Raw genomic sequence first — 17418 nt, 5'->3', positions numbered from 1 at the left:
CCGACCGGCCGGCTCGGCCTCGTCGAGTTCCGCGGCTTCGAGATGCCGCCCAATGCGCGCATGAGCCTCGCCCAGCAGCTTCTGGTGCGCGCCATCATCGCGCGGCTGTGGACGGCGCCGCTGTCTGGCCGCTTCACCCGCTGGGGCACGGCGCTGCACGACCGCTTCATGCTGCCGCATTATGTCTGGCAGGATTTTTTGGACGTGCTGGAAGACCTGAAGCAGAACGGTTTTACCTTCCGCCCCGAATGGTTTTCCGCCCAGTTCGAGTTCCGCTTCCCCTTCTGCGGCGAGGTCGCCCATGCCGGCGTGAAACTGGAACTCAGGCAGGCGCTGGAGCCGTGGCATGTGATGGGCGAGCAGGGGGCGATCGGCGGCACGGTGCGCTTCGTCGATTCCTCCGTCGAGCGGCTGCAGCTGCGCACCGAAGGCCTGAACCCGGAGCGCCACGCAGTGCTGTGCAACAAACGCCTCGTGCCGATGAGGCCGACCGACGACCGAGAGGTCGCGGTGGCCGGCGTGCGTTTCAAGGCGTGGCAGCCGGCGTCCGGCATGCACCCGGCGCTGCCGGTCGACACGCCGCTCACCTTCGATATCTACGACCGCTGGTCCGGCCGCGCCGTCGGCGGCTGCGTCTACCATGTCGCGCATCCCGGCGGCCGCAACTACGAAACCTTCCCGGTCAACGCCAACGAGGCGGAAGCGCGCCGCCTCGCCCGCTTCGAGAGCTTCGGCCACACGCCGGGGCCGTTCGAGTTTTCCGACGAGCACCCCGCCGCCGACTTCCCGATGACGCTCGATCTGCGGCGCCCGGCGGGGGTGTGAGGTGATGGGGAGGAATAGGGTCGGGTGTCCGTCGAAGAGAGGGCTTATGCCCCTTCGCACCCCCCTCTGTCCTGAGCTTGTCGAATGGGCCGGCCATCTCCCCCGCAAGGTGGGAGATCAGCCCGCCGGGTTGGTTTCGCCAGTCGCCGGCGCTGCTGGAGATATGCTGAGAGCGAAGCTGCCCATCTCCCCCCTTGCGGGGGAGATGGCCGGCAGGCCAGAGGGGGGTGCGAAGGAGCGCGGCGCTTGTTCCGGGGGCGTGCGGTGAAAAGCTCCGCGGCGTCCCCGCACAATGCGTCCCACCCCCTCCTCGACGGCTACCGCCCCTTGCCCGGCATTCCCGACGAGATGGTCGATGCTGCCGGCAATCCGAGGCCGGTCTGGAAAAATTTCATCGCCGTCCTCGAAAACCTCGGCCCGGACGAGCTGACGAAGCGCTTCGCCCGCGCCGACCAGTATCTGCGCGACGCCGGCGTCTATTACCGCGTCTACGACAGGGTCGACGCCAACGAGCGCGAATGGCCGCTGTCGCACCTCCCGCTGCTGATCGGCGAGGAGGAATGGGCGGCGATCAGCGCCGGACTGATCCAGCGGGCCGAGCTGTTCGAGGCGATCCTCGCCGACATTTTTGGCGACAACCGGCTGGTCGCCGACGGGCTGCTGCCGCCCGGCCTGATCGCGGCCAGCCCCGAATATCTGCGCCCGCTCGCCGGGATGAGGCCCGCCGGCGGGCACTTCCTGCATTTCTGCGCCTTCGAGCTCGGCCGCGGGCCGGACGGCGGCTGGTGGGTGCTGGGCGACCGCACCCAGGCGCCGTCCGGCGCCGGCTTCGCGCTGGAGAACCGCGTCGCCACCACCCGCGCGCTCGCCGACCTCTACGCCGAGATGCATGTCGAGCGGCTCGCCGGGTTTTTCCGCCGTTTTCGCGACGCGCTGGTCGAGGCGGCCGGCGATCCGGAAGGCCGCGTCGCCATCCTGACCCCCGGCCCGCTCAACGAGACCTATTACGAGCACGCCTATATCGCCCGCTACCTCGGCATCATGCTGCTCGAAGGCGAGGACCTTACCGTGTCGGAAGGCCGGCTGATGGTGCGCACCGTCTCCGGGCCGAAGCCGGTCAGCGTTCTGTGGCGGCGGCTTGACGCCGCCTTCGCCGACCCGCTGGAGCTCAATGCAGCCTCGCGAATCGGCACGCCTGGCCTTGTGCAAGCCGTGCGCCAGGGCTCGGTCGCGGTGGTGAATGCGCTGGGGTCCGGAATACTGGAGACACGGGCGCTGCTCGCTTTCCTGCCGCGCATCTGCCGAAAGCTGCGCGGCGAGGAACTGGCGCTGCCGTCCATCGCCACCTGGTGGTGCGGCCAGCCGGCCGAGCGCGACCACGTTGTGGCCAATCTCGACCGCATGATGGTCGGGCCGGCGCTGTCGACGCGGCTTGCCTTCGAGGACGACGGCGCGACCCGCCTCGGCGCGTCGCTCGATGCGGCCGGGCGCGAGGCACTGACCCGGCAACTGCAGGCGGACGGCCAGAGCTTCGTCGGTCAGGAGGCGGTCACGCTGTCGACCACGCCGGTCTATCGGGATGGCGCGCTGGAGCCGCGGCCGGCGGCCTTGCGTGTGCATCTGGCGCGCACGCCGCAGGGCTGGATCGTCATGCCGGGCGGTTTCGCCCGCGTCGGCGAGACGGAGGACACGGCGGCGATCGCCATGCAGCGTGGCGGCCATGCCGCCGACGTCTGGGTGGTGTCCGGCCGGGCTGTGGAACGGGAGACGCTGCTGCCCGAGGCCGGCGACGGCTTTGCCCGCCGCACGCCCGGCAGCCTGCCCAGCCGCGCGGCCGAAAACCTGACGTGGCTCGGCCGTTACGTCGAGCGGGCCGAGGACACGGTCAGGGTGCTGCGCGCCTATCACGTCCGCCTCGCCGAAACCGGCGATCCCGAGATGCCGTTGCTGGCCGACATGCGCGCGCATATGGAGCCGATCGGCATCGACATGGGGGCGGCCGTGCCGCTCGGCCTGCTTTCCAACATCGACAGTGCCGTCTACAGCGCCGGCCAGATCCGCGACCGTTTTTCGCCCGACGGCTGGCTGGCGCTGCGCGACCTGTCGGCGACGCTGCACCGCTTTGCCGGCACGGTCGAGCCGGGCGACGACGCGACGCGTGCCATGACCGTGCTGTTGCGCAAGATCGCCGGCTTTTCCGGCCTGCTCAACGAGAACATGTATCGCTTCACCGGCTGGCGTTTTCTGGAGATCGGCCGGCGGCTGGAGCGGGCGATCCAGATTTCCCGCATGCTCGGCCGGGTGACGCGCGAAGACGCGCCGGACGGCGCGCTCGACATGATGCTGGAGGTGGGCGACAGCGTCATGACCCACCGCCGCCAGTATACGGTGCGCGCGGGCCGCAGCACCGTCGTCGACCTTCTGGCGCTCGACCCGCTCAACCCGCGCTCGGTATTGTTCCAGCTCGAACGTCTCAAATACGAGATCGACCACCTGCCGGACGCCGACCGCCACGGCCTGTCGGCGCCGGCCAAGGAGGTGTGGCGGCTGCACACCGGCCTCGCCACGCGCGACCCGGGCGATCTCGATCCCGACGCGCTCGACCAGATCGCCTGGGACGTCGGCGGGCTCTACGAGACGCTGGCGAAGGCGTATTTCGGGTGATGGTGGCCTTGGAATTGGACGAGACGCGCCCCTTCGCACCCCCCTCTGTCCTGAGCTTGTCGAATGGGCCGGACATCTTCCCCGCAAGGGGGGGAGATTGGCGGTTTCGTCCATACGGCCTTTCCGCCGGTGGTTAGCGAAAGCCGGGCGGCCGATGTAATCTCCCCCCTTGCGGGCAGGGCGATCGCCTATGGAAGTTCTGGAAGGGTCGGCCGGCGGGTTACCCCCACCCCTAACCCCTCCCCGCAAGGGGGAGGGGGACTTTGCGGCCGCCATGCCGAGCGAAATCGTCACCGATTCATGTCTGGCACAACAGCGGCAAGATCCCCCTCCCCCTTGAGGGGAGGGGGGAGGGGTGGGGGTAGCTCCATATGCGATTGCCCTGTCCTTGCGGGGGAGATGTCCGGCCCATTCGACAAGCTCAGGACAGAGGGGGGTGCGAAGGGGCGTCTGCATCGCGTGCTCTCCTTGCCCATCAGAGCCCTCTGATGCACTACGACATCCGTCTCACCCTCTCTTATGTCTACGACGCCTGGGCCGGCGGCGGCCGGCACCAGTTGCGCGTGCTTCCCCCGACCATACCCGGCGTGCAGCGGGTGATCGCCGCTGCGCTCTCCTTCACGCCGCAACCGAGGGAGCGCTCCGACTTTACCGACTTCTTCGGCACGCGCGCCACCGCGATCGCTTATCGCGAGGCGCATGAGACGCTTGAGGTCAGGATGACGGCGCGTGTCGCGGTGAAAAGGCAGGAGCCCGGCTTCGACGTCTCGCCCGGCCTGCCGCAGCTTGCCGGGCAGGTCGCCTCGGTGCTGTCGCTCGGGCCGGAGGCGCCGCATCATTTCCTCCCCGCCAGCGACCATGCCGGCATTGATCCCGATATAACCGCCTATGCCAGGGAAAGCCTTGGCCACGGCTCGGTGCGGGCGATCGCCGGCGATTTCTGCCGGCGCATCCACCGCGACTTCGCCTATGACGGCACCGCGACCACGGTGACGACGCGGGCGCGCGACGCCTTCGACCTGCGCCGCGGCGTCTGCCAGGATTTTTCCCACGTCATGATCGCCGGCCTGCGCGGGCTCGGCATCCCCGCCGGCTATGTCAGCGGTTTCTTGCGCACCATCCCGCCGCCCGGCAAGGAGCGGCTCGAAGGCGCCGACGCCATGCATGCCTGGGTAAAGGTGTGGTGCGGCCGCGAGAGCGGCTGGATCGAGTTCGACCCGACCAACGACATGCTCGCCTCCAACGATCACATCACTGTCGGCTACGGCCGCGACTATTCCGACGTGGCACCCATCGTCGGCGTGCTGAAGACGACGGGCGGGCAGGAGGCGGAACAGAAGGTCGACGTCATTCCCGTCGTTGCGAAGGATGACACTATCTGACAGATAACATATAGGTGAAGGCCAAGCTCTTTACCGCCTTTATGCGAATCTCTAAGTTATTCATGTGCGCACTGTGTAGTGCGCGGTGGCTGGCGCTGCTTACCGTTTTAGGGTGGGCACTGTTTGCTGCTGCAAGACGGTTGAATCCGCGAAACGCTGACAGCCGCAAAAGCTTAGAGCAACTGGCCGGTTGGTGCCGGCTCCCCTAGACGACCCGCCATATGGGAAATCGAAGATGGGGCGCAGTTGGCACCACAGCTACGTCCAGAATCCAATTGATGTCGACTGCGCCTCCGGGGTCAACTCACGGAGACATTCGATGATTTGCATAGTCGGTACTTACAATACTTACAATTTACGAGAAGAAAAATTCGAATCCCGAGCCAAAGCCGCATCGTACATTCGCGAGGTGAAGGGGTTATACTTCAAGCAGTATCCGACCGATTTGTCAGCGATACAACACTGGTTGCGCGAGCCGGATAATTACTACTGGGAGGAGGATCCGCCAAACTTCAGCCACCGCACCCCTGCTGAGATTCAATGGATAAAGGACAACGGATCTTGTTGAGTCGATTCCACAACGATGGGTACCGATCGTCGGCTTGCTGCAGATGACGGGCGGGCAGGAGGCGGAGCAGTCGGTCGGTCGAGGGTGCCTGCGGAAGGCTGGCCTCGACCGGCGAGTGTCCTGAGTACCGTACGTTACGGTACGCATTTTTCGTTGCCGATCCGGTGAAAACGGTCTAAACAAGCCTGTTGCCGCAGCGCAGGCTGCGAGCCCGCATCAATTCGAGGATATCGATGCCAGCCTATCGCTCCCGCACCACCACCCACGGCCGCAACATGGCCGGCGCCCGCGGCCTGTGGCGCGCCACCGGCATGAAGGACAGCGATTTCGGCAAGCCCATCATCGCGGTGGTGAACTCCTTCACCCAGTTCGTGCCGGGCCATGTGCATCTCAAGGACCTCGGCCAGCTGGTCGCCCGCGAGATCGAGGCTGCCGGCGGCGTCGCCAAGGAATTCAACACGATTGCCGTCGACGACGGCATCGCCATGGGCCATGACGGCATGCTCTATTCGCTGCCCAGCCGCGAGCTGATCGCCGACAGCGTCGAATACATGGTCAACGCGCATTGCGCCGACGCCATGGTCTGCATCTCCAACTGCGACAAGATCACGCCCGGCATGCTGATGGCGGCGATGCGCCTCAATATTCCGGCCGTCTTCGTCTCGGGTGGCCCGATGGAGGCCGGCAAGGTTGTGCTGCACGGCAAGAAGCACGCGCTCGACCTGGTCGACGCCATGGTCGCGGCCGCCGACGACAAGGTGTCGGACGAGGACGTCAAGGTGATCGAGCGCTCGGCCTGCCCGACCTGCGGCTCCTGCTCCGGCATGTTCACCGCCAACTCGATGAACTGCCTGACGGAAGCGCTCGGCCTGTCGCTGCCGGGCAACGGCTCGACGCTCGCCACCCATGCCGACCGCAAGCGGCTGTTCGTCGAGGCCGGCCACCTCGTCGTCGATCTCGCCCAGCGCTATTACGAGCAGGACGACGAGAGCGTGCTGCCGCGCAACATCGCTTCCAAGAAATCCTTCGAGAACGCGATGGCGCTCGACATCGCCATGGGCGGCTCGACCAACACGGTACTGCACATCCTCGCCGCCGCGCATGAGGGCGGCATCGATTTCGGCATGGACGACATCGACGCGCTGTCGCGAAAGGTGCCGGTGCTGTGCAAGGTGGCGCCCGCCAAGAGCGACGTTCACATGGAGGACGTCCACCGCGCCGGCGGCATCTTCTCCATCCTCGGCGAGCTCGACCGCGCCGGCCTGCTCAACCGCGACCAGCCAACCGTGCACACCGCGACCCTCGGCCAGGCCATCGAGCACTGGGACATCACCCGCACCGGCAGCGCCAAGGTGCGCGACTTCTTCATGGCCGCCCCCGGCGGCGTGCCGACGCAGGTCGCCTTCAGCCAGGACCGGCGCTGGGACGATCTCGACACCGACCGCGAGACCGGCGTCATCCGCTCGGCAAAACATCCGTTCTCCAGGGACGGCGGGCTCGCCGTGCTCAAGGGCAACATCGCGCTCGACGGCTGCGTGGTGAAGACCGCGGGCGTCGACGAGTCGATCCTGAAGTTCACCGGCCCGGCAAAGGTGTTCGAGAGCCAGGACGCGGCGGTCAAGGGCATTCTGGGCAACGAGGTGAAGGCGGGCGATGTCGTCGTCATCCGCTACGAAGGCCCGAAGGGCGGCCCCGGCATGCAGGAAATGCTCTACCCGACCAGCTACCTGAAGTCGAAAGGGCTAGGAAAAGCCTGCGCGCTCTTGACCGACGGCCGCTTCTCCGGCGGCACGTCGGGCCTGTCGATCGGCCACGCCTCGCCGGAAGCGGCGACCGGCGGCGCCATCGGCCTGGTGCGCGACGGCGACACCATCGCCATCGACATCCCCGGCCGCACCATCGACCTGCTGGTCGATGAGGCGAAGCTCGCCGCCCGCCGCGCCGAACAGGACGCAAAAGGCTGGAAGCCGGCGGAACAGCGCAAGCGCAACGTCACCACGGCGCTCAAGGCCTACGCCGCCTTCGCCACCAGCGCCGACAAGGGCGCGGTGCGCAAGCTGCCGGAGTAGGGGCGGGTACTGGACGGAGCGACATGGGCGAACGTTCGCGACGGACGCAACGTCGCCGCCCATGTCGGCTCACCCTCCCAGAATACGCCGGTGCACGCCGTCGAGGCTTTCGGCGAAGGCGTCGAACAACCCCTTCGCAGTGAGTTCGCGCAACACCTGCTCGTTGATGCCGCCGCGCGTCGCATAGTCCTGCGCCAGGTGCGTGAAGTCCATGTCCGGCGCGGTGTCGGGGGCGCTCGCCAGCGCCTTGAACAGGGCGGTGACGTAGTCGCGCGCGGTCGCATCGGCGACGCCGTGGTCTTTCAGCCAGGTATGAAGCGTGTCGAGATATTTGAAATAGCTGGCGAAGGTCGCCGTGGCGACGCTGAGAGCGTCGAACTCGGCGGGATCCTTAACCTCGATCACCTTGCCGAGCCGGCCGAACAGGGCCGCCATACGAGGATCGGGCGGGCAGATCATGGTCGGTCCCTGCCGCGACGCGACCATGGGCATGGGCAGCGCCTTGATCACCCGCTCCGCCGGAGCGGCGAGCGCGGCGACCTCCTTGCCGGACAGGGTGGCGATCAGGCTGACGACGTGGTGGTCGCGCCGGAACCGCAAGTCGGCGAGCACGGCGTGCGCGACCTGCGGCCGTACCGCGAGGAAAACGGTGTCGCACCGATCGAGCACGGCCTGGTTGCCGGCGGCGACACGCACGTCCGGAAAGCGCGACACCAGGCCGGCGGCGATGTCCGCATTGCGAGGCGACAGGATGATCGCCGCGGGCTCGTCCGCCTGCGATTTCAGCCCGGTAACGATCGCGGCTGTCAGCGCGCCCGTGCCGATGAAGCCGAGTTTCATGGCGTCTCCCAGAATTTTCGAATCCTCGACGGACAATAACCCCGGCCGGCCCGGCGGCAAGCTTTTGCGACACCGGGCGCGGTTGCCTGCCACCGCCTTCCCCGCCTATGCTGCCCCGCGAGGTTGCAGGAGGCAGGCATGAGCGAACCCACCGGCTGGCGGCACATGAACGGCGCGCCGAAGGACGGCACGCGGATCCTGGTCACGGTGCGCTCGTCGGAGCAAGGACCGGCCGAGGTCGACGTCGCCTACTGGGCGCGGGCCGACCAGTTCGGCATCGAGGGCTGGCGCGCCGCCGAATCGCACCCCGGCAACATCGTCGGCTATGCCGATCCCGAGCTGAAATGCTGGATGCCGCTGCCCAAGGCCAATACCGGCGAAGCGAGTGCGCCCGGCATGCCGGCGCCCTGGGAGGGCGAGGACGCCGAGGAACTGTTCGGCTCGGGGATTTGATTTTTCGAGCACCGAGCAGATCGGCATCTCATTCCGATGCCGCGGCCAGGACCGGGATAATCTTCCCCATGGCACTGCGCCGGCGCGTGGATGGATGTCAGGGCGGCGCTGCGGCTGCCCCAAGCGGCAGCCGCAACTGACACAATCAAGCCTTGCGGATTGGCAGTAGAGGGACGATTACTCCCAAGACCAAGTCGACCGCGGCCAGCGCGGCCGGCCGAATCGGAATTGAAATTCCGGCTAGGACCAAGACATGACGGACGCTGCGGCGACAGCGGGGCGAACTTCGGCCCAAAACAACACGGTCTACGCGATCATCCTCGCGGTCAGCTTCTGCCACCTGCTCAACGACGTCATGCAGTCGCTGCTGGCGGCGATCTATCCGATGCTGAAGAGCGATTTCGGCCTCGACTTCTGGCAGATCGGCCTGCTCACGCTCGCCTTCCAGGTGACTGCGTCGCTGCTGCAGCCGGTGGTCGGCATCTATACCGACCGGCGGCCGTTGCCCTATTCGCTGACCGTCGGCATGGGCTGCTCGATGGTCGGCCTGATGCTGCTGGCGGTGGCCCACGACTACTGGATGCTGGTGATCGGCGCCTGCTGCATCGGCGTCGGCTCGTCCATCTTCCATCCCGAATCCTCGCGCGTGGCGCGCCTCGCGTCGGGCGGCCGCTTCGGCCTGGCGCAGTCGCTGTTCCAGGTCGGCGGCAATTTCGGCCAGGCGCTCGGCCCATTGCTCGCCGCCTTCATCGTCGTGCCGATGGGGCAGGGCAGCGTCGGCTGGTTCTCGGTCGCGGCGCTGCTCGGCATGGTCATTTTGTGGCAGGTCGGCAACTGGTACGCCGCCTATCGCCGCGACGCCGCCAAGCGCCCGGTCGCGCCGGTGTCGCTGACGCTGCCGCGCCGCAAGGTGGTGCTGGCGCTGGTCGTGCTCACCATGCTCACCTTCAGCAAGAACATCTACATGGCGAGCATTTCCAGCTACTACACCTTCTACGTCATCGAGCGCTTCGACGTGTCGGTGCAGGCCTCGCAATACCTGCTGTTCGTCTTCCTCGGCGCCGCCGCGCTGGGCACCGTGCTCGGCGGGCCGATCGGCGACCGCTTCGGCGCCAAATTCGTGATCTGGTTCTCGATCCTCGGCATCCTGCCGTTCACGCTGGCCCTGCCTTATATGGACCTGTTCTGGACCGTGGTGCTGTCGGGCGTCATCGGCCTGGTGCTCGCCTCGGCCTTCCCGGCCATTGTGGTGTTCGCGCAGGAGCTGGTGCCCGGCCGGGTCGGCATGATCGCCGGCATCTTCTTCGGCTTCGCCTTCGGCATGGGCGGCATCGCGGCCGCGGTGCTCGGCGTCGTCGCCGATGCGAAAGGCATCGAATATGTCTACTGGATCTGCTCTTTCCTGCCGCTGCTCGGCCTGCTCACCATCTTCCTGCCGTCGGCAAAACAGTTGCGGGCGGCGGGGTAGCTCGGGCTGAGGCGGCCGGCGCTTCTCCAGCTTGGGGTTCCCTCGCCCTCACGAAGTGGGGGAGAGATGGCGAGCCCGAAGGGCGAGAGGGGGCTTCGGCGGTCGTGCCGTGTTGGCAGCAAGGGTCTTCAGCAGCCCTCAAACCCTTTCCGCGATCGTCCTCAACAACCGCAGCGTCTCATGGTCGAGCGGATCGTCCACCGGCAGGTGCTGGCTCGACTGCTTGACGATCACCACTTCGGCAGAGGGATCAATGTACAGCCACTGGCCGTGGATGCCGATGGCCATGAAAGCGCCGCTGGCGTAGCCGGACTGGTACCACTTGCTGCGGTAGCTGCCGTTCTCCAGCAGTTTTGCGAAGTCGCCGTCCTTCCAGGCCTGGCGGTCGCCGCCGGTCGTGGTATCGCGAACCCAGCGCTCGGAGAGCACGACGCGGCCGTCGGCCATGCCGCCGTTGCGCAGCATCTCGCCGATACGGGCAAGGTCGCGCGCGGTGATCGATACGCCGCCGGCGCCCCGCGCATTGCCTTCGGCGTCGATCGACACCATGCAATGGCCCTTGCAGCCGACCTTCTCCCAGATGCGGGTTTTGAGCAGATCGGCGTAGCGCTCGCCGGAGGCGGCTTCGACGATCAGGCCGAGCATGTCGGAGTTGGGCGACTGGTAGCGGAAGGGCCCGCCATGCGGCCCCGGGCCCTTGCGCAGGGACAGCACGAATTCGCGCAAGGTCTGGCCGCGCGGTCCCGGATTCCACAGCATGGAGCGGCGGTAGCGCGCGAAGATGCTTTCGGGATCGGTATAGGCTTCGTCGAAATCCAGGCTGACACGCATGTCCATCACATCGCGCACGCTGGCGTCGCCATAGGCGGAGCCGGCGGCGTCCGGGACGTAGCGGGTGACCGGCGCCGAGGGATCGAGCTTTCCCTCGTCCTCCAGCGTGCCGGCGAGCAGCGCGGTGAGCGACTTGCCAATCGAGAAGACCAGGTGCGGCGAGGCGGGTTCGCAGGTCGGCGCGTGATGGTCGGCGATGAAGCGGCCGCGCTTCATCACCACCAGCGAATCGGTGAAGGACCGTTCGAGGAACGCCGACACGGTTTCGCGGCCGGCCGGAAGGTCGAGCGTCAACGCCAGGATATCGGAAGGGTCTTCGCCCGGTTCGGCCTCCGCCGCGCTCGACACCTGTGCCGACGGCACCAGTTCCGAGACGTTCTGGAACGACCATGTGCAATAGGGGCGGGTGCGCCAGTTCTCCAGCCGCACGTCGCGGCGGGGGAAGCCGTAGCGCTGTTCGAAGGCAGTCGTCATGCCGGGTGTCATCGCATGTGTTGGGGGCGGCGGGGCGGAAGCGTCCCGCCGCCCGCGTCTGCTATTTCTGGATTTCCGTCCAGATGCGCGTGTAAAGTTCCTGCACGTCCGGTTCGCAGGTGGTGAGGAACTCGCCCGCCTTCTCGAACTCGGCCGGCACTACCAGTTCCGGCGCCGTGCGCATGTCTTCCGGCATGAACTGCTCGGAGCCCTTGATGCCGTTGGCGTATTTGGCGAAGGCCGAGATCAGCGCGGCGTTCTCCGGGTCCATGATGAAGTTCATGAACAGCTTGGCGTTGTCGACGTTCTTGGCGTCCGCGAGGATGGCGACGCTGTCCATGAACACCGGATAGCCTTCCTTCGGATAGCCAAACTTGATGTCGGGGTTCTTCAGGCGCGAGCGCATGATCGCGCCGTTCCAGTAGTACACTGCCGAGTAGTCGCCGGCCGGCAGCTTCTCGGTGACGCTGTAGTCCATCGCCAGCCATTTCGGCTTGGCCTCGACCAGCTTGTCGCGCACCTTCTTCAGCACTTCGAGGTCCTTGGTGCACCAGTCGCCGCCGAAATATTTGATGGTGGCGAACAGCACGTCGGTCATTTCGGGCTCGACGTTGATCTTGCCGACCAGCTCCGCCGGCGGGTCGAGCCAGATCGCCGAGGTGTTGATGTCGCCGCCATAGACCTTGGTGTTGACGCCGATGCCGCTCACGCCCCACTGCCACGGCACGGTATAGCGGCGGCCCGGATCCCAGGGGACGTCGACCCAGCGCTGATCGACGTTCTTGAAGTTCTCCATCTGGTCGGGACGGGCCTCGAGCAGCAGCCCCTCCTTCACCCAGATGGGCACGTAGTTGGCCGAGGGGACGACGATGTCGAAGCCGTGGCCGCCGGCCCGCACCTTGGCGAGCGCGGTGTCGTTGGAATCGTAGTCGGTGACCGTCACCTTGACGTTGTGCTGGGTCTCGAACTTCTTGATCAGCTCGGGGTTGGTGTAGTCGCCCCAGTTGAAGATGTTGAGCTCGCCCTCCGCCGCGGCGCTTCCCGCCAGGGCCAGCACCGCAATCGCCGCCGCTGCGGCCGTCGTCTTCCACCTCATGGCTGTTCTCCGTTGGTCTTGTGGTTGGTCATGGCTTTCGCCGGTTGACGAAGAAGAACACGGTGACCAACAGGACCGACAGGGCCAGGAACACCGTGGCGATGGCATTGATCTCGGGTGACGTCTCGCGCCTGAGCTGGCCGAGCATGTAGGTGGGCAGCGTGTCCTGCCCGCCGGACTTGACGAACTCGGTGATGACCACGTCGTCCAGCGAAATCACGAAGGCCAGCATGAAGCCGGCGATGATGGCGGGCCGCAGCAGCGGCAGCGTCACATGGCGGAACGCCTTCCACGGCGTGGCATAGAGGTCGGCGGCGGCGCGCTCCAGCGTCAGGTCCATGCTTTCGAGCCTTGCCCGGATCGGCAGGTAGGCGAACGGGATGCAGAAGGCTGTATGGGCGAGGATCAGGTAACCCATGCCGGAATAGCCGGTCCACACCTTGATGCGGGAGAAGACGATCAGCAGCGCGACGGCGGTGACGATCTCCGGCACCATTAGCGGCTGGTTGATGAAGGCGTATTTGAAGGTCAGGCCTCGATAGGGGGCGGTGCGGGTCGTCGCCAGCGCTGCCATGGTGGCGGCGATCGTCGCCAGCGCGGCGGCCCACACCGCCAGCACGAGGGAGCGGATCGCGGCGTCCTGCACGGCGGTGTTCTGCCAAGCCGAGACGAACCAGCGCAGCGAAAGCCCTTCCCAATGCGAGAGCGATTCCGCCGCATTGAACGAATAGGCCACCAGCGCGGCGATCGGCAGGTAGAGCGCGAAGAAGGTGATCAGCGCGATGAAACCGAAGCCCGGCTGGGCGCGGATGTCGAAGGGTCGCCTAGCCATGACCGGCCCCCGAGCGCGTTGCGTTGCGCACATAGACCAGCAGCGCCACCATGACCATGGCCATCAGCGTGATCGAGATCGCCGCGCCCAGCGGCCAGTTGCGGCCGGAGCCGAACTGCAGCTCGATCAGATTGCCCAGCATCATGTTCTTGCCGCCGCCCAGAATCCGCGGGATGACATAGGCGCCGAGCGAAGGGATGAAGACCAGGATGGAGCCGGCGATGATGCCCGGCTTCACCAGCGGGATGATGATGCGCCACAGCACCTGCAGCCGGCTCGCATAAAGATCGTATCCGGCCTCGACCAGGCGGAAATCGAGCTTCTCCATGCTGGCATAGAGCGGCAGCACCATCAGCGGCAGGTAGACGTAGACCATGCCGAGCAGGATCGCCACGTCGGTGTGCATGATCTGCAGCGGCCGCTCGATGATGCCGAGCCAGATGAGCGCGGTGTTCACCAACCCTTCGTTGCGGATCACCTGCTGCATGGCGAAGGTGCGGATCAAGAGGTTGGTCCAGAAGGGAATGGTGACGAGGAACACCCAGATCTCGCGCGTGTGCGGCGGCCGGGTCGAGATGAAGTAGGCGGTGGGGAAGCCGAACACGAGCGTCAGCACGGTCGTGTAGAACGACAGGCGGAGCGATCGCCAGAGGATGCTCAGATGCGCGTCGGCGAGGCCGAGCGTGTCGTCGAAGATGTCGCGCTGGAACAGCACCGAGGTCCAGCCGTCGAGCGAGAAGGTGCCGAACTTCACGTCGCCGTAGTCGCCCTTCGCCATGAACGAATAGGCCAGCATGACGAACAGCGGGCCGATGGCGGCGACGAAGATGATGATGAGCGCGGGCGTCGACAGCAGCCAGCGCCTGCGAACCTGCTCCTGCTCGGCGTGCTTCGCGGTCTCCGCGGCGGTGGTCACCGTCAGTCCCTCAGAACCTGGGCGCCGTCGGCGGCGATCTCGATGCCGGCACGGTCGCCGATCTCGAAACCGCAGGACTGGCTGCGGGAGTTCTGCTGGCGGACCGTGAAGACGTCCCCTTGGTCCAGCCGGACGTGGATATGCGTGTCGGTCCCGAAGTAGACGATGGTTTCGACCGTGCCGGCGAGATGCCCGCCCGACTTGACCGCGCGGGCATGCTCGGGCCTCACGATGATCGTCGCCGCGCCGTTGGGTGCAAAACCTTCGGCGATGGTCGCCGGAATCTCGATGCCGGATCCCAGGCGCGCGCGGCCGACCCCGTTGGCGATGCCGTCGACCGTGCCGGTGAGGAAGTTGGTCTCGCCGATGAAGTCGGCGACGAAGCGCTCGGCGGGCTTGTCGTAGATGTCCCAGGGCGTGCCGACCTGCAGGATTTTTCCGGCCGACATCACCGCGATGCCGTCGGACATGGTCAGCGCCTCCTCCTGGTCGTGGGTGACGAAGATGAAGGTGATGCCGGTCTCGTGCTGCAGCCGTTTGAGTTCGATCTGCATCTCCTTGCGCAGCTTGAAGTCGAGCGCCGACAGCGGTTCGTCGAGCAGCAGCACCTTCGGCTGCGGCGCCAGCGCCCGGGCTAGCGCCACGCGTTGCTGCTGGCCGCCGGAGATCTGGCTGGTGCGGCGCCCGGCGAGCTGCTCCATGCGCACCAGCTTCAGCATCTGCGCCACGCGCGCCTCGATCTCGGCCCTTGGTTTTCCGAGCATTTCCAGGCCGAAGCCGATATTCTCAGCCACCGTCATATGCGGGAACAGCGCGTAGCTCTGGAACACCGTGTTCACCGGCCGCTTGAACGGCGGCAGCGGCGCGATGTCCTCGCCGTGGAGGAAGATCTCGCCTTCGCTCGGAAAATCGAAGCCGGCGATCAGCCTGAGAAGCGTGGTCTTGCCGCAACCCGAGGGGCCGAGCAGGGTGAAGAACTCGTTTTCGCGGATTTCGACGGAAACCCGGTCGAGCGCGGCGAACCGTGCCTCCCCGCTGCCGAAAATCTTGCTGACGCTGCGAACTTCGATCGCGTTCCTGGCAGGTCGATCTGACACGATACCCCTATGGCTTTGCGGGTCTGTCGACCTCTCGTTCCCCGGGCGGATTGTCAGCACAAGCGCCGGCGTTTGGCAACAGAGGCGCAACCGGATTTCACATCCGGTTCCTGCCGGACGGAAAAGAGATGCCGATGCTCAACCTTCGAAGGTGATGCGGCCGCCGCAAACCGTCAGGGTTGGCCGGATTTCCGTCAGGTTTTCGGCGGAAACAGCATCGAGTTCTCCGGAAAGCACGACGAAATCGGCAAAGAATCCCGGCTTTAGAACACCTTTCCGGTGCTCGTTGAACTCGGCATAGGCGCCGCCGGTCGTATAGGCTGCCAGCGCCTCGTCGAGCGAAAGCTTCTGGTCGGGGCAGCCGTCCGCCCAAGGCTTGCGCAGCATCGCCGCCTGGATGCCGAGGATCGGGTCGATGGGTGCGACCGGCCAGTCCGAGGCGAATACGATTCGGGCACCGGCCTCCTTCAAGGTGCGGACGGGATAGGCGAAGGGCCAGCGGCTCGTGCCGATGCGCGAGACGGTCGGCTGCAGCGGCAGGCCGGCCGAGCCGGGCGGATGCGTCGGCTGCATGGAGGCGATCACGCCGAGCCTTGCGAAGCGCGGGATGTCGGCGGCGGCGGTCACCTCGATATGTTCGACACGGTGGCGGCTGTCGCGGCGGCCGTTCACGCGTTGCGCCTGCTCATAGCCGTCGAGCACAGCGCGCACGGCGCCGTCGCCGATGGCGTGCACGGCGATCTGCAGGCCGCGGCGGTCGGCCTCGACGGCGACCGCGGCGAAGTCCTCCGGCGAGAACAGCGGCTCGCCGCGCCAGTCCGGCCGGTCGGCATAAGGCTCGACCATCACCGCCGTCCAAGACTCCAGCACGCCGTCGTAGAAGACCTTCACCATGCCCGAGGACAGCCAGTCCGAACGGTAGCGCTCGGCCATGAGCGAGGCCTTCTCCAGCATGTCCAGCGTCATGAAGTTCTTGAAGTGGAAGGGAATCCTGGCGCGGCACAGCAGTCCGCCCTCGGCCTCGATCTCCGACAGCAGCTCGAACTGGTAGAGATTGCCGTCCATGTTGTGGATCGAGGTGATCCCGTGGCGGGCGCACCAGTCGAGGCCGCGCCGCAGGATGGCGCGGTCGGCCTCCCGCTCGGCCGGCGAGGGGACGGGATCCGGCTCGCCGCCGGTCGACAGGCCGAGCCGCGCCCGCTCCTCGCCCGCCAGCGCCAGCACCGGCGCGAAAGCTTCGTTCTCCCGGAGTTCGCCGGTCGCCAGGCCGTCGGCGGCCATCACCACCTCGTTGCCGGCTCCGACCTGCCGGCCATGCAGGATGCCGGCCAACTCGAGCGCCCTGGTGTTCGCCCACACCGTGTGATGGTCGGGTGCCGCCATGGCGAAGGGCCGGTCCGGCAGGATGCGGTCGAGGTCGTGCCGCGTAAGCGGGCGCCCGCCGAGGATGGTGTAGTCGGCACCCTGGCCGAGCAGCATCGGCGCGTCCGGCCGCGCCGCGGCGTAGCCGCGGATGGCGGCGGAAAGCGCCGCCTCGCCATGCACGCCGGCGAGTTGCAGATGGGCGAGTTCGGCGGCACCCGAGAACAGGTGCATATGCCCTTCGACGAAGCCAGGAACGACCGAATTGCCCGCCGCGTCGATCACCTTGGTGTTCGGGCCGCGCAGGTCGGCGATCGCCGCGCGGTCCCCGACCGCGACGATCCTGCCGCCGGAAACGGCAAGCGCCTCGGCTGCCGGCCGCTCGGGATCCATGGTCCTGATGCGGCCGTTGACGACGATCAGCTCGGCATGTGCGGTCATAGGGCATTTCCGGTTGGACATCCTGCTCTAGCACCGGCGCGACCGACGACGCCAGATCGATGGTTCGCCGGGCTGGAGGCGCAGATGCCCGGACATGGAG

Annotated in this window: 13 protein-coding genes; 6 read left to right on the top strand and 7 right to left on the bottom strand. The window is 66.7% G+C overall.

The window, feature by feature from the left end; all coding sequences use genetic code 11:
* From AC5JDC_RS14650 to ilvD, 4 genes are all read left to right on the top strand, one after another.
* Window positions 1–825, top strand: an 825-nt coding sequence (locus AC5JDC_RS14650) for a transglutaminase family protein (protein ID WP_495842171.1), incomplete at its 5' end; no start/stop codon positions are given.
* A 264-nt stretch (window positions 826–1089) separates the two neighbouring features.
* Window positions 1090–3489, top strand: a complete 2400-nt coding sequence (locus AC5JDC_RS14645; RefSeq protein ID WP_495842169.1) for a circularly permuted type 2 ATP-grasp protein — start codon at window positions 1090–1092, stop codon at window positions 3487–3489.
* Between the two features lie 488 nt (window positions 3490–3977).
* The gene (locus AC5JDC_RS14640; protein WP_495842167.1) at window positions 3978–4871 is read left to right on the top strand and encodes a transglutaminase family protein; all 894 of its coding nucleotides are present in this window, start codon (window positions 3978–3980) and stop codon (window positions 4869–4871) included.
* 801 nt (window positions 4872–5672) lie between these two features.
* Window positions 5673–7508 carry a dihydroxy-acid dehydratase gene (gene ilvD, locus AC5JDC_RS14635; protein ID WP_495842165.1) on the top strand — a complete coding sequence of 612 codons (1836 nt, stop codon included), beginning with the start codon at window positions 5673–5675 and terminating at the stop codon, window positions 7506–7508.
* A gap of 69 nt (window positions 7509–7577) precedes the next feature.
* Here ilvD and AC5JDC_RS14630 read toward each other — a convergent pair whose 3' ends face one another.
* Window positions 7578–8348 (bottom strand): pyrroline-5-carboxylate reductase, encoded by a 771-nt coding sequence (locus AC5JDC_RS14630; protein WP_495842163.1) that lies wholly within the window; start codon window positions 8346–8348, stop codon window positions 7578–7580.
* A gap of 138 nt (window positions 8349–8486) precedes the next feature.
* On the opposite strand from AC5JDC_RS14630, the gene AC5JDC_RS14625 reads away from it, so the two are divergent.
* A complete protein-coding gene (locus AC5JDC_RS14625; RefSeq protein WP_495842162.1) occupies window positions 8487–8801 on the top strand; it encodes a hypothetical protein in 315 nt (104 codons plus the stop codon).
* Between the two features lie 253 nt (window positions 8802–9054).
* Window positions 9055–10269, top strand: a complete 1215-nt coding sequence (locus AC5JDC_RS14620; RefSeq protein WP_495842160.1) for an MFS transporter — start codon at window positions 9055–9057, stop codon at window positions 10267–10269.
* 138 nt (window positions 10270–10407) lie between these two features.
* On the opposite strand, the gene AC5JDC_RS14615 is transcribed toward AC5JDC_RS14620, so the two are convergent.
* The 6 genes from AC5JDC_RS14615 to AC5JDC_RS14590 form a co-directional block, all read right to left on the bottom strand.
* Complete coding sequence (locus AC5JDC_RS14615; protein WP_495842158.1) at window positions 10408–11574, bottom strand: serine hydrolase domain-containing protein; 1167 nt, start codon at window positions 11572–11574, stop codon at window positions 10408–10410.
* 61 nt (window positions 11575–11635) lie between these two features.
* The gene (locus AC5JDC_RS14610; RefSeq protein WP_106770856.1) at window positions 11636–12670 is read right to left on the bottom strand and encodes an ABC transporter substrate-binding protein; all 1035 of its coding nucleotides are present in this window, start codon (window positions 12668–12670) and stop codon (window positions 11636–11638) included.
* A gap of 28 nt (window positions 12671–12698) precedes the next feature.
* On the bottom strand, window positions 12699–13502 hold the full coding sequence (locus AC5JDC_RS14605; RefSeq protein ID WP_495842156.1) for an ABC transporter permease: 804 nt from the start codon (window positions 13500–13502) through the stop codon (window positions 12699–12701).
* On the bottom strand, window positions 13495–14418 hold the full coding sequence (locus AC5JDC_RS14600) for an ABC transporter permease (RefSeq protein ID WP_495842154.1): 924 nt from the start codon (window positions 14416–14418) through the stop codon (window positions 13495–13497). The genes AC5JDC_RS14605 and AC5JDC_RS14600 overlap by 8 nt, the downstream gene beginning before the upstream one ends.
* A gap of 2 nt (window positions 14419–14420) precedes the next feature.
* Window positions 14421–15515, bottom strand: a complete 1095-nt coding sequence (locus AC5JDC_RS14595; protein ID WP_495842152.1) for an ABC transporter ATP-binding protein — start codon at window positions 15513–15515, stop codon at window positions 14421–14423.
* Between the two features lie 138 nt (window positions 15516–15653).
* Window positions 15654–17318 (bottom strand): amidohydrolase, encoded by a 1665-nt coding sequence (locus AC5JDC_RS14590; RefSeq protein WP_495842150.1) that lies wholly within the window; start codon window positions 17316–17318, stop codon window positions 15654–15656.
* Window positions 17319–17418 lie beyond the last annotated feature (100 nt).

Source organism: Kumtagia sp., assembly GCF_059502445.1.
Note: the sequence above shows the minus strand (reverse complement) of the source record. Positions and strands in the feature narration are given on the sequence as shown.

Coding starts and splice junctions, on each gene's coding strand:
- AC5JDC_RS14630 (WP_495842163.1), bottom strand. CDS start 8,348: ATGAAACTCGGCTTCATCGGCACGGGCGCGCTGACAGCCGCGATCGTT.
- AC5JDC_RS14590 (WP_495842150.1), bottom strand. CDS start 17,318: ATGACCGCACATGCCGAGCTGATCGTCGTCAACGGCCGCATCAGGACC.
- AC5JDC_RS14625 (WP_495842162.1), top strand. CDS start 8,487: ATGAGCGAACCCACCGGCTGGCGGCACATGAACGGCGCGCCGAAGGAC.
- AC5JDC_RS14640 (WP_495842167.1), top strand. CDS start 3,978: ATGCACTACGACATCCGTCTCACCCTCTCTTATGTCTACGACGCCTGG.
- AC5JDC_RS14610 (WP_106770856.1), bottom strand. CDS start 12,670: ATGAGGTGGAAGACGACGGCCGCAGCGGCGGCGATTGCGGTGCTGGCC.
- AC5JDC_RS14605 (WP_495842156.1), bottom strand. CDS start 13,502: ATGGCTAGGCGACCCTTCGACATCCGCGCCCAGCCGGGCTTCGGTTTC.
- AC5JDC_RS14615 (WP_495842158.1), bottom strand. CDS start 11,574: ATGACGACTGCCTTCGAACAGCGCTACGGCTTCCCCCGCCGCGACGTG.
- AC5JDC_RS14620 (WP_495842160.1), top strand. CDS start 9,055: ATGACGGACGCTGCGGCGACAGCGGGGCGAACTTCGGCCCAAAACAAC.
- ilvD (WP_495842165.1), top strand. CDS start 5,673: ATGCCAGCCTATCGCTCCCGCACCACCACCCACGGCCGCAACATGGCC.